The sequence below is a fragment of the Actinoplanes sp. NPDC051405 genome, from assembly GCF_055586185.1.
Genome location: NZ_JBVJIR010000008.1, coordinates 352,966 through 364,128 on the forward strand (window position 1 = coordinate 352,966; position 11,163 = coordinate 364,128).

Annotated in this window: 12 protein-coding genes and 1 pseudogene; 5 read left to right on the plus strand and 8 right to left on the minus strand. The window is 70.9% G+C overall.

Annotated features, from left to right (window positions below; all coding sequences use genetic code 11):
* Nucleotides 1–17: 17 nt before the first annotated feature.
* The 6 genes from ACZ6S4_RS19950 to ACZ6S4_RS19975 are packed head-to-tail and all read right to left on the minus strand — an operon-like array spanning nucleotide 18 to nucleotide 5,636.
* Complete coding sequence (locus ACZ6S4_RS19950; RefSeq protein WP_465476351.1) at nucleotides 18–1,565, minus strand: SpoIIE family protein phosphatase; 1,548 nt, start codon at nucleotides 1,563–1,565, stop codon at nucleotides 18–20.
* Nucleotides 1,562–2,908 (minus strand): sensor histidine kinase, encoded by a 1,347-nt coding sequence (locus tag ACZ6S4_RS19955; RefSeq protein ID WP_465476352.1) that lies wholly within the window; start codon nucleotides 2,906–2,908, stop codon nucleotides 1,562–1,564. Before ACZ6S4_RS19955 ends, ACZ6S4_RS19950 begins: the two co-directional genes overlap by 4 nt.
* Nucleotides 2,905–3,936 (minus strand): SpoIIE family protein phosphatase, encoded by a 1,032-nt coding sequence (locus ACZ6S4_RS19960; protein WP_465476353.1) that lies wholly within the window; start codon nucleotides 3,934–3,936, stop codon nucleotides 2,905–2,907. Before ACZ6S4_RS19960 ends, ACZ6S4_RS19955 begins: the two co-directional genes overlap by 4 nt.
* Nucleotides 3,933–4,349: an ATP-binding protein gene (locus tag ACZ6S4_RS19965; protein ID WP_465476354.1), complete on the minus strand. Its 417-nt coding sequence runs from the start codon at nucleotides 4,347–4,349 to the stop codon at nucleotides 3,933–3,935. Before ACZ6S4_RS19965 ends, ACZ6S4_RS19960 begins: the two co-directional genes overlap by 4 nt.
* On the minus strand, nucleotides 4,346–4,762 hold the full coding sequence (locus ACZ6S4_RS19970) for an STAS domain-containing protein (RefSeq protein ID WP_465476355.1): 417 nt from the start codon (nucleotides 4,760–4,762) through the stop codon (nucleotides 4,346–4,348). Before ACZ6S4_RS19970 ends, ACZ6S4_RS19965 begins: the two co-directional genes overlap by 4 nt.
* Before the next feature lie 4 nt (nucleotides 4,763–4,766).
* The gene (locus tag ACZ6S4_RS19975) at nucleotides 4,767–5,636 is read right to left on the minus strand and encodes an STAS domain-containing protein (protein ID WP_465476377.1); all 870 of its coding nucleotides are present in this window, start codon (nucleotides 5,634–5,636) and stop codon (nucleotides 4,767–4,769) included.
* 200 nt (nucleotides 5,637–5,836) lie between these two features.
* Between ACZ6S4_RS19975 and ACZ6S4_RS19980 the strand changes: the two genes are divergently transcribed.
* The 4 genes and pseudogenes from ACZ6S4_RS19980 (at nucleotide 5,837) to ACZ6S4_RS19995 (ending at nucleotide 8,091) form a co-directional block, all read left to right on the plus strand.
* The gene (locus tag ACZ6S4_RS19980; RefSeq protein ID WP_203773135.1) at nucleotides 5,837–6,190 is read left to right on the plus strand and encodes an STAS domain-containing protein; all 354 of its coding nucleotides are present in this window, start codon (nucleotides 5,837–5,839) and stop codon (nucleotides 6,188–6,190) included.
* An 88-nt stretch (nucleotides 6,191–6,278) separates the two neighbouring features.
* Entirely contained in the window at nucleotides 6,279–6,725 is a 447-nt protein-coding gene (gene mscL, locus ACZ6S4_RS19985; RefSeq protein WP_465476378.1) for a large conductance mechanosensitive channel protein MscL, read from the plus strand.
* A gap of 60 nt (nucleotides 6,726–6,785) precedes the next feature.
* Nucleotides 6,786–7,019, plus strand: coding sequence for a hypothetical protein (locus ACZ6S4_RS19990; RefSeq protein ID WP_465476356.1), 234 nt, complete (start codon nucleotides 6,786–6,788; stop codon nucleotides 7,017–7,019).
* A gap of 101 nt (nucleotides 7,020–7,120) precedes the next feature.
* A pseudogene (locus ACZ6S4_RS19995) lies at nucleotides 7,121–8,091 on the plus strand (IS481 family transposase).
* On the opposite strand, the gene ACZ6S4_RS20000 reads toward ACZ6S4_RS19995, so the two are convergent.
* Both ACZ6S4_RS20000 and ACZ6S4_RS20005 read right to left on the minus strand, forming a co-directional pair.
* Entirely contained in the window at nucleotides 8,088–8,864 is a 777-nt protein-coding gene (locus ACZ6S4_RS20000; protein WP_465476357.1) for a zf-HC2 domain-containing protein, read from the minus strand. The pseudogene ACZ6S4_RS19995 and the gene ACZ6S4_RS20000 overlap by 4 nt on opposite strands.
* A gap of 42 nt (nucleotides 8,865–8,906) precedes the next feature.
* Nucleotides 8,907–9,545, minus strand: a complete 639-nt coding sequence (locus tag ACZ6S4_RS20005; RefSeq protein WP_360821625.1) for a CGNR zinc finger domain-containing protein — start codon at nucleotides 9,543–9,545, stop codon at nucleotides 8,907–8,909.
* A 185-nt stretch (nucleotides 9,546–9,730) separates the two neighbouring features.
* On the opposite strand from ACZ6S4_RS20005, the gene ACZ6S4_RS20010 reads away from it, so the two are divergent.
* Complete coding sequence (locus ACZ6S4_RS20010) at nucleotides 9,731–11,023, plus strand: ThuA domain-containing protein (RefSeq protein ID WP_465476358.1); 1,293 nt, start codon at nucleotides 9,731–9,733, stop codon at nucleotides 11,021–11,023.
* Nucleotides 11,024–11,163 lie beyond the last annotated feature (140 nt).

The window sequence follows — 11,163 nt, forward strand, 5'->3', positions numbered from 1 at the left end:
GCCGGGCTCGCGCCGCGTCAGGATGCGGCGGTACGGCGCAGCGCGACGACCGCGATGTCGTCGGCCTGTTCTCCCGCCCCGGCCAGGCTCACCAGGAGCCGCTGGCAGAAGGCGTCCAGGCTCGGCTCCACCCGGGTGGCGCAGGCGGCCAGGGCGTTCAGCCCCACGTCGATGTCCGCGTCCCGGCGCTCGATCAGGCCGTCGGTGTAGAGCACCAGCGTGCCGCCGGGTGACAGGACGAACTCCAGGTCGGGCGGCCGGGGCGCGTTGATGCCCAGCAGCGGGCCGCGTGGCGCCAGGAAGTGGGCTTCGCCGGCCACGTGCAGCAGCGGGGGCAGGTGGCCGGCGCTGGCCAGGCGGATCCGGCCGGTGTCCGGCTCGAGGGTGAGCAGGCACAGCGTCGCCGACTCGGCCGGCAGCACGGTACGCATGAAGCGGTTGACCAGCTCCAGCACCGCGCCCGGCGGATGGCCCTCCACCGCGTACGCGCGCACGGCGTGGCGCACCTCGGCCATCACCGTCGCCGCGTGCAGCGAGTGCCCGGCCACGTCGCCGATCGCCACCAGCAGCCGGCCGTCCAGCATGGTCAGTTCGTAGAAGTCGCCGCCCACCTCGGTCTGCGCGCCGGCCGGCTCGTAGCGGACCGCCAGCTCCAGCCCGGGCACGTCGGGCAGCCGGGACTGCAGCAGGCTGCGTTGCAGGGTGACGGCGATCCGGTGCTCCTCGTCGTACGAGCGCTGCGCCTCCACCGCGGCCGCCACCGCCTGGGCGAGCTGGCGCAGCACCGGGAAGCCCGGGCTCTGCGTGCTCGACGGGACGGCCACGTAGACCGGCATCCGGTCGTTGCGCAGCCGGGCCGCCGCCACCGCGACCGACTCACCCTCCGGCCACGGGCCGGCGCCGCTCCAGGCGGCCGTGTCGTCGGTGCGCAGGGTGGACCCGACGGCGATCTCATGGTCCTCGACCGACCACGGCTGCACCGTCGCGGGCGCGCCGTTCGCCACCGCGGCCACACCGTCGCCGTCGGACGTCTCGGCCACGACCACGACCGGTCCGCCGAAGATCTCGTGGGCCCCGTCGGCCGCCGCCTGCAGCAGGCCGGGCAGCGTCGAGGCCGAGTTGATGGCCAGCGTCGTCTCGGCCAGCCGGACCATCCGGGCGGCCAGCGTCTCGGCGCGCTGCCGGGCCCGGTAGTAGCGCAGGACGGCCTGGGCAGTGGCGATGAGCTCGTCCGGCTCGATCGGCTCGACCAGGTACGCGTCCGCGCCCCGGTTCAGCCCCTGGGTGCGGTCCACCACGTCGACCGCGTGCGCCGACACGTGGATGACCGGCAGGACGCCGTACTCGGGATCGGTCTTGATCCGCTCGCAGACCTCGAAGCCGTTCATGTCGGGCAGCTTGACGTCGAGCACGACCAGGTCGATGTCCGCCTCGGTGAGCCGGTGCAGGGCCTCGCCGCCGGTCTCGGCCTCGACCACCGAGAACCCGGCCCGCGACAGCCAGCTCACCAGCAGGTAGCGCTTGGTGGCGCTGTCGTCGACGACGAGCACGGTCGCCGGGGTCATGGCGGCACCGGCAGGGAGACCGTGAACGTGCTGCCCTTCCCCGGCTCGGAGGTCACCCGCAGCGCGCCGCCGAGGATGCCGACCAGCCGGCGGGCGTACGGCAGCCCCAGCCCGGTGCCCTTGCCGCTCAGCGCGTGGCTGCCGGGCACCTGGTAGAACTCCTCGAAGATGCGTTCCTGCAGCTCGGGCGGGATGCCGGACCCGGTGTCGGCGACGGTGAACTCGACCTCGTCGCCGACCCGGGTGGCGGCCAGCCGCACCGAGCCCTCGGCGGTGAACTTGATCGCGTTGGTGAGCAGGTTGCGCAGCACCTGGGCGAGCAGCACCTCGTCGGAGCGCAGCCGGGCCACGGCGGGCTCCTCCACGACGAAGTCGACCTCGGGCCGGGTGGCCAGCGGGCGCAGGGTGCCGCGGAGCTGACCGAAGACCGCCTTGAGGTCCACGTCGCTCCAGTTCGGCTCGAGCCGGCCGGCCTCCGCCTTGGCCAGGTCCAGCAGGTCGTTGACCAGCGACAGCAGGTCGGCGGCGGAGCCCCGGATGAGCTCCACCTGGCGTTCCTGCTCGGGGGTGAGCGGGTCGGAGGCGTCGTCGCTGAGCAGCCGGCCCAGGCCGATGATCGCGGTCACCGGCGCCCGCAGCTCGTGGCTGACGTTGGCCAGGAACCGGCTCTTGGCCTCGCTCGCCGCGCGCAACTGCACGGACTTCTCGTCCAGCTCGTTGTAGAGCGCGACGACGCCCCGGTTGGTCTCCTCCAGCTCGTCGGAGAGCTGGTGGTAGAGCGCCATCACGCCCCGGTTGGTCTCCTCCAGTTCGGCGTTCAGCCGGGCCAGGTCGTCGCGCTGCGCGCGCACCTCGTCCAGCGTCGCGATGAGCTGCTGGTTCTGCACCGCCAGCTCGTCGAACGGCGTTCCCGGCACGTGACCGGCGAGTTCGGTACGAATGTCGTCCATACGGTCGGGACTCAGGACCGGCGCGTTCGGCGGGAGTCGACGAGACATCCGCACGACCGTTCCGATCTCCCCATCCCTTACCTCCATCGAGTCCACCAGGCGTCCGACCTGGGCCAGCTGGGCGGCGAGCCGGTCCGCGTCCCCGTGCGCGGCGTGTTCCAGCTTCACCGTCAGTGCAGGTACCCCGTCCGGGCTCGCCGCGAACACCACCTCGGTCTCGCGGCCCGTGGCGACCAGCAACCGGCCCACCTCGCTGAGGGCGGTGGCCAGCCGGATCTGGTCCTGGGCCTCCAGTCCGACCAGCCGGCCCACCTCGCGGCCCAGCTGCCGGACCACGAACACATCCTGCTCCACCCGGAGCCGCGTGCGCACCAGGGGATCAGGGCTGGTCATGACACACGCGCCACGAGAACGCCGGCGTCGTCGCGCCGGGTGCCGGCGTCGCGCAGCACGGTCGCCGCGATGACCTGCGGTGAGTGCGAGAGCAGGCCCGGGTAGTCGGTAGCCTTCCAGCGGTCGACCACACCGTCGGAGTGCATCAGCACGATGCCGCCGGCGGGCAGCGGGTAGTCGTACTCGCGGATCTGCCGGCGCTGGTGCCCGGCGATGCCGGGCAGCGAGACCATGCCGCGCCGGCTGCCGTCCGGGTTGAGCACCGTGCCGGCGATGTTACCCAGGCCGGCATAGCGGACCAGGCCGGCGTCCGGGTCGAGCTCCGCGACGGCCAGCGCGGCGCCCCGGGTGTGGCTGAGTTTGCGGTGCAGCGCCTCCACGACCGCGGCCGGTGGCACGGCGGGTGCGTCGGCGAAGACCCGGACCGCTTCCTGGGTGGCCGCGTGGGCGAGCCGGCCGTGCCCGAGCCCGTCGCAGACCAGCACCTGCCGGCGGCCGTCGGCCTCGCGTACGGCGAAACCGTCACCGCTGACCGGCTCGCCGGCCAGCGCGCGGGTCAGCCCGGCCGCCCAGGCCTGCGGCGGGGTCTCGCCGGACCACACCTGCAGGGCCATGACCGTGCCCCGGTCCGGCACCGAGTGCAGGTCGGACCAGCTCGACTGGCGCACGATGGCGCCGAGACCGATGCCGAGCGTGCCGGCGGTGGAGTGCCCGTCGCCGATGGCGCGGGTGATGTCGGCCATGCCGGGACCCCGGTCCAGCGCCAGGATCTCGACCCCGGCCCGCCCCGGTACGCGCACCGCGCGCACCAGCAGGGTCCCCTCGTCGGCGTGCTTGACGAGGTTGCTGGCGGTCTCGGTGGCGACGATGGCGAGATCGGCGATGCGGGGCGGAGGCATGCCCAGCTCGGTGGCGAGCCGCTCGGCGGCCCGGCGGACGGCTGCGGCCGTACCGGCGGCTTCCACCCGGAACCAGACTCCCGCGTCGAGGAGCCCCTCGGGTAGTGACGCCACCGCGCCTCCGCTCATCGGCACCACTTGATCACGCTGATCGTCGTACCTTGACCGACTGCGGTGTCGATGGCGAACTCGTCGACCAGCCGGCGCGCCCCGCTCAGACCCAGGCCCAGGCCACCGCCGGTGGTGTAGCCATCGGTGAGGGCCAGATCCAGGTCGGCTATGCCCGGCCCGTGATCGCTGAAAACGATCCGGATGCCGCTGCGGCGGCCGTTGTCGACCCGGCCGGCCTCGACGGTGCCACCGCCACCGTAGACCAGGGTGTTGCGGGCCAGCTCGCTGGCCGCCGTGACCAGCTTGGTCTGATCGACCAGGGAGAGCTTGACCGAGACGGCGAGAGTGCGGACCAGCTGACGGACCCGGACGACATCCTGGTCGGAGCGAATGGCCAGCGTCTCCGCGACGATGTCGTCCCCGGCCGTCACGATGCGGCTACGACGGCCTCGTCGGCGTCGTCCTCGTCGGCGTCGTCGTCGAACTCGGCGTCGCGCTCGCGGGCGAGCAGCTCCATGCCGCGTTCCACGTTCAGCGCGGTGCGGATGCCCGGCAGCGACAGACCCAGCTCGACGAGGGTGATGGCCACCGCGGGCCGCATGCCGACGACGACCGTCTCGGCGTCCAGCACCCGCGAGATCGAGGCGATGGTGGCCAGCGTGCGGCCGACGAAGGAGTCGACGATGTCCAGGGCGCTGATGTCGATGATCACGCCGTGGCAGCCGGTCGCCACGATCCGGTCGGCCAGATCCTCCTGCAGCTGCAGGGCGGTCTGGTCCTCCATGTCGATCTGGATGGACACCAGCAGGATGTCGCCGATCTTGAGGACCGGTACGCGTTCCACGGGCTCAGCTCTCCCGGCGTCCGGCGCCGCGCCGGCCGGCGTTGGCATCCGTCTTGCGCAGCACATGGCGCAGGGCGTCGGCCAGGCTCGCCTTGGTCGCGATGTCACCGAACTCGATGCCCAGCGCCACGATGGTCTGGGCGATCTGGGGCCGGATGCCGGAGATGATGCAGTCGGCGCCCATCAGCCGGGCGGCCACCACGGTCTTGAGGATGTGCTGGGCGACCTGGGTGTCCACGGCCGGGACCCCGGTGATGTCGATGATCGCGTACGGCGAGCCGGTGTCGACCAGCGTCTGCAGCAGGCGCTCCATCACCACCTGGGCGCGGGCGGAGTCGAGGGTGCCGACCAGCGGGACGGCGACAACGCCCTCCCACAGCTTCACCACCGGGGTGGAGAGCTCCAGCAGCTGCTCGGCCTGGTCGGAGATGAGCTCCTCACGCGCACGGACGTAGCTGTCGAAGGTGAACAGCCCGGCCCGGTCGACGAAGGCCGAGAAGGCGACATAGTCACGCAACGTAGCCGCATCGATGTCGCCGTCCTGGCCCAGCACCGTCAGCATGGCCTCCTTGAGGGCGAAGATGCTGACCGCCGTCTCGGTGGCGCTGAAGCCCTGCCGGGCGCGGGTGTTGGACAGCTCACTGAGCAGCGCGCGCAACTCGCCCGCGCCGTCGGCCTGCAGGTCGCCGGCCCCGTCGGAGAGCGCCGACTGGAAGCCTTTCTGCAGCTCCGCGATCTGCCGGTGGAGCTCGGCATGGCTGAGCCGGCCGCGCAGCAGGGTCGCCACCGCATCGGTCCAGGCGGTGGTCAGCGCATCGCCGTTGCTCTCCAGCAGCACGGCGAAGCGTCCTACTTCCTCGGTGCTCAGCGCCACCGCCGCCTCCCTGACAGTCATCATTCCTGGGAGCGGCTCCGCGGATCGCGGGCAGTCGTCACCGAGGGACGGCCGGACTTTACCACCGTGTTGTCGGTTACTTGCTGTAGGCCAATTAAAATCTCGGCACCAACTCGGTCCCCGTTCTGCGCACCTGTCCCGCCGTGGAGTAGCGTTCGGGACATAACTGGAGGTCCTGAATGTCCTTGACGGTACAAACGGAACAGCGCGGCGAAATGGTCGTCGTGTCGGTCGCCGGTGAACTCGACATGGCCACCGCGCCGCAGCTCCAGGACCAGATCAGCGACCTGCTGGAGAAGGGGCGCACCCGTCTGGTCTTCGACCTCGCGGAGGTGTCGTTCTGCGACTCCACCGGGCTGTCGGTCTTCGTGCGCGCGAAGAACAGCACCGACGACGCCGGCGGGGTCGTGCGCCTGGCCGCCCCGCAGCGCGGGGTGCTGCGCATCCTCGAGGTCAGCGGCCTGGTCGAGGTGCTGCACACCTACCCGACCGTGGACGAGGCCGTGACGGCCGAGGAGCCCGCGCTCGACTGAGCGGATCCTCCTGGTTTGTCGGCGACCGACCATGGGAAACTCCTGCCCCGGCGAACCCTCGCCTCACGTGCAGGAGTGACACTTGTCCATGCTCAAAGGCTTCAAAGACTTCATCATGCGGGGCAACGTCGTTGACCTCGCCGTCGGCATTGTCATCGGCGCCGCGTTCACCGCGGTCGTCACGGCCTTCACCAACGCCTTCCTCAAGCCGCTGATCCAGCTCCTCGGCGGCGGGACCGGCGCCTCGGCGGGCATGTGGACCGTCGACGGCGTGAAGTTCGACTACGCCAGCTTCGTCAACGCGGTCATCACGTTCCTGCTGACCGCGGCGGTGCTCTACTTCCTCGTCGTCTTCCCGCTCAACAAGCTGGCCGAGCGCCGCAAGCGGGGCGAGGAGCCGCCGCCGGAGGCCCCGAGCGAAGAGGTCAAGCTGCTCACCGAGATCCGCGACGCGCTGGTCCGCCAGCAGGTCGCGCCGGGTGCGGTCAACGACATCCTGGGCCGGCACCAGCAGCAGGACCCGCCGCAGCGCTGATTCCGCGAAAAGATCAACCCACCCGGCACTGTTCGAACAGATGTTCGATACAGTGCCGGGATGGAACAGCGTAAGCACTGGTGGAACGGCAGATGGGGCCGCATCGCCCGCAAGGACGTCTACCTGCGGACGAGCGGTGACCAGTGGTACGTCGAGCAGCGCGCCGGTGGCTCGGACGGCGTCTCGCACTTCTTCGAGTACGACAGCGAGGACGCCGCCCTGGACATGGTGCGCGCGCTGCTGATCGGCCCGGACGAGTGGCGTGAGCTGTCGGTCCGCCCGCCCGCCCGCTAGGTGTAGTGCCCATGAGCGTTGTTGACGGCGTGTCGGCTTGAGATGTGAGAAGACCTCCGGCGAGGTGGAAGTTGCGACGCTTCACCGAACCGGAGGTCTCTATCGCCCACCGTAACGCCCGCCTGACCCTGCACGGCCGACGGCTGCTCATCGCGCGTGTCGTCACCGATCGACGCCCGGTCGCCCATGTCGTCAAAGAACTCGGCGTGTCCCGCGCCACCGGTACAAATGGCTGGCCCGGTGGCGCGCCGAAGGCGACGCCGGACTCCACGACCGGCCCAGCACCGCCCATCACATCCCGGCCAGGACCACCGCCGAACTCGAGGCCCGTATCTGCGCCCTGCGCACCAGCCTCAAACGTGGCCCCCGCCGCCTCGCACCGCTGCTGGGCATGCCGGCCTCAACGGTGCACGCCGTGCTGACCCGTCACGGCCTGCACCGCCTCGCCTGGCTCGACCGACCCACCGGGCAACCCATCCGCCGCTACGAACGCCAGCGACCCGGCGAACTCGTCCACGTCGACGTCAAGAAGATCGGCCGGCTCCGCGACGGCGGAGGCTGGCGCGCCCACGGCCGCGACAGCGACGCCCACCGCCGGGCCCGCACCGGCCCCCGCGTCGGCTACGAATACGTCCACGCCGCGATCGATGACCACACCCGGCTGGCCTACGCCGAAATCCACCCCGACGAAACCAGCGCCACCAGCGCTGCGTTCCTGCGCCGCGCGGCCGCCTACTTCGCCCAGCTCGGCATCCCGGCCATCGAACGCATCATGACCGACAACGCCCTGGCCTACCGACGCGGCCACGCCTGGCGCGACGCCCTGGCCGACCTCGGCGCCCAGCCCCGCTTCACCCGCCGGTACCGGCCCCAGACCAATGGCAAAGCAGAACGCTTCAACCGCACCATGTGCGACGAATGGATCTACTCCCGACCCTTCACCAGCAACCAAGACCGCGCCGACGCCCTACCCGGCTGGCTACACACCTACAACCACCACCGCGCACACACCGCACTCGCAGGCCAACCACCCATCACCCGCGTCAACAACGGTCCTGGTCCCTACAGCTAGGCAGCGCGGCGTCGTTCCGCCTCCCGGCCCGGCACCGGTGCGACCGCGGTGAGCGGTCCCCGCGGCACCAGGCGCAGCTTCGGCAGGGCCGGCTCGGGCGCCGGCTCCTCCTCGACGAAGTGCCAGCCGTTGCCGCTGCCCACCCGGTCACCGGGAGGTCGGGCCGAGTCGCCGGCGACCCGGGACAGCGCCACCACGATCAGGTAGCCGAGGAGCACGAAGCCGTGGCTGACCAGCCGCGTCGTGTCGACCCGGGCCGCCGACAGGTCGTTGACCGAGAGCAGCAGCAGCATCCCGACGAAGGCGGTCAGCATCGGCACCAGGCCGGTGGACCGGCTGCGGCGCAGCGCGATGAAGAGGAAGCCCGCCCCGACGGCCACGTTCCAGGCGGCCGACTCGTGCCACAGGTGCCCGGGCGTCGCGTCCAGGCCGGTGTGCACGTGGGCGCTGCTGGCCCCGCCGCCGACCTGCGCCAGCCCGAGGATGAGCTGCACGGCGCCGACCGCCGCGAGAGCCACGAAGAGCGGCCCGGAGCTGAGCCGCCGTCGACGGGCCGGCGGGGACGGCAGGGCAGCCAGGATGGCCGCGCTGAGGTCGGGCACGTCCGGCACGAGACCCGTACGCGTCAGCCGGTTGACCGTGGCCGCCTGCTCCAGCCACCCCCGGCAGCCGGCACAACCGGCCAGATGCTGCTCGACCCGCGGCCGATCGGCCGGGTCGTCCTCGCCGTCCAGCTGCGCGGACACCAACTCGCGCCACCGCTCACACGCCATATCCCCATAGTCGCCCGCCGAGGGCTCCTGGTTCCCGCGGGTTCAGTGCAGGTCGGGCCGCTGCACGCTGGGGCCGCCGAGCTGGTTGCCGGAGTTGCCCATCAGCCGCTTGCGTTCCCGGAACGCCCGCAGGTTGGCCGTGTTTCCGCAGGTGCTGACGTCATGCCAGACGCCGCTGTTGTTGCGCGAGGTGTCGAAGAACGCCGCCCGGCAGTCGACGTTGTGGCACAGCTTGAGCCGCGGCCAGAGTCCGGCCTGCTGGGCGAGCAGGGCCTCGGCCCACAGAGCCGAGGCGAGCCACCGGGTGCCGCGGCCGCTGGGCACCATGCGCACCCAGCCGTCCGCGTCGGGCACCAGGCTGACCGGCACGTCGGCGGGCGGCAGGGCGCCGTCCGGTTCGGGGTTACGCCCGCCGGCCAGGATGACGTTCTCGAAGGTGGTGCGCAGCCGGCGCAGCGAGCGCATGTCGGTCGAGGACAGCAGGATCACCGGCGCCGGCAGACCGGCGACCCGCGACCACGTGCCGAGCGCGTCGGTCAGCCAGCGCTGCGCGTCGTCGGGGCCGGCCAGCAGGTCCGGGGCGTAGGACATGCTGCCGCGGGTGTTCACCAGATCCTGCAGCAGGGCGAGGCCGGCGGGCGCCTCGCGGACGCCGTGCCGGGCACTCGCCTTCCATGACATAGGCGAAGCGTACTTGATTCTTTTTCACCCGAGCATCCACCAGTCACCTGACATCATCTTCTTGTGATCGGAACTTAAATTAACTATTAGTACTCTTAACCTTGTGGACTCATGCATCGATGACTGAAGATGTCAGCAGCGGCCGCCCGTCCTGCACACCCCTGCTTCCCCCAAGGACACATCACGTGGGTAGAAGACTGCTCAGACGCGCTCTGGCCGCCGCCCTGTCACTCCTCACCGTCACCACCGCCGGCATAGCTCTGCGCCCGGCCGAAGCAGCCGCGGCCACACCGTTCAAGGTCCTGGCGTTCTACAACGGCACCTGGGACGCGGCGCACATCGACTTCGACAAGGAAGCCCGCGACTGGTTCCCCCGAGCCGGCGCGCAGTACGGCTTCACCTGGGAGGCGACCACGGACTGGGGCCGCCTCAACGCCGCCGAGCTGGCCCAGTACAAGGTCATCATTTTCCTCGACGACGCACCGCCGGCCGACCGGCGCGCGGCGTTCCAGCAGTACATGCAGAACGGTGGCGCCTGGATGGGCTTCCACGTCAGCGCGTTCACCACCGACGCCAACTCGTGGAGCTGGTACTACAACTCGTTCCTGGGCTCGGGGAACTTCGCCACCAACACGTGGGGGCCGACCGCCGAGACGCTGCGGATCTCGGACCGCGCGCATCCGTCCACCGCCGGCCTGCCCGCCACGATCCCGTCCGCGGTCAGCGAGTGGTACTCGTGGAGCCGGGACCTGCGGCAGAACCCGGACATCGACATCCTGGCCTCGGTCGACGCCGGCAGCTTCCCGGTCGGCACCGACCCGAACCAGCAGTGGCGCAGCGGCTTCTATCCGCTGATCTGGACCAACCGCAACTACAAGATGCTCTACACCAACTTCGGGCACAACGACATGAACTACGCGACCAACACCCGGACGTCGTCGACCTTCGCGAGCGCCCAGCAGAACCAGTGGCTGATCAACGGCCTGCTCTGGCTCGGCGGCGCGACCGGCACCCCGCCGACCGATCCGCCGGCCGACCCGGCGATCAACCCGGCCGCTTGGTACTCCGTGGCCAGCAAGAACAGCGGCAAGTGCGTCGACGCCCGCGCGGCCGGCACCACCAGCGGCACCGCGATCCAGCAGTACGCCTGCAACACCAGCACCGCGCAGCAGTACCAGTTCGTGCCGACCAGCGGGAACTACGTGCGGATCAACAACCGCGGCAACAGTGCGCAGGCGCTGGACGTGACCAACGTGTCGACGGCCGACAATGCCCCGATCCAGACCTGGGCGTACGGGGGCGGCGCGAACCAGCAGTGGCAGCCGGTGGCCGAGGCTGACGGCTCGTACCACTTCGTCAACCGCAACAGTGGCAAGTGCCTGGACGTCCCCGCCGCCTCGACAGCCGACAGCGTCCAACTGGTGCAGTACGCCTGCAACGGCACGGCGGCGCAGAGCTTCCGGCTCACCGCCCGCTGAGCGCCCCTGATCGCGGGGGGGGGTCCCCCCCCCCGGGGGGGGGGGCCATGATCCTCGCAAAGCCCTAGTGGGTCAAGCGAAAAACGAACGTAGGCGGCATGCAAAAAAAAGGGGTTCAAAAACCGTGGGCGGGGGCGGGA

Bases quoted from the DNA above. Each gene is read 5' to 3' on its own strand.
- ACZ6S4_RS19950 (WP_465476351.1), bottom strand. From the start codon at position 1,565: ATGACCCCGGCGACCGTGCTCGTCGTCGACGACAGCGCCACCAAGCGC.
- ACZ6S4_RS19955 (WP_465476352.1), bottom strand. From the start codon at position 2,908: ATGACCAGCCCTGATCCCCTGGTGCGCACGCGGCTCCGGGTGGAGCAG.
- ACZ6S4_RS19960 (WP_465476353.1), bottom strand. From the start codon at position 3,936: ATGAGCGGAGGCGCGGTGGCGTCACTACCCGAGGGGCTCCTCGACGCG.
- ACZ6S4_RS19980 (WP_203773135.1), top strand. From the start codon at position 5,837: ATGTCCTTGACGGTACAAACGGAACAGCGCGGCGAAATGGTCGTCGTG.
- mscL (WP_465476378.1), top strand. From the start codon at position 6,279: ATGCTCAAAGGCTTCAAAGACTTCATCATGCGGGGCAACGTCGTTGAC.
- ACZ6S4_RS19990 (WP_465476356.1), top strand. From the start codon at position 6,786: ATGGAACAGCGTAAGCACTGGTGGAACGGCAGATGGGGCCGCATCGCC.
- ACZ6S4_RS20000 (WP_465476357.1), bottom strand. From the start codon at position 8,864: ATGGCGTGTGAGCGGTGGCGCGAGTTGGTGTCCGCGCAGCTGGACGGC.
- ACZ6S4_RS20005 (WP_360821625.1), bottom strand. From the start codon at position 9,545: ATGTCATGGAAGGCGAGTGCCCGGCACGGCGTCCGCGAGGCGCCCGCC.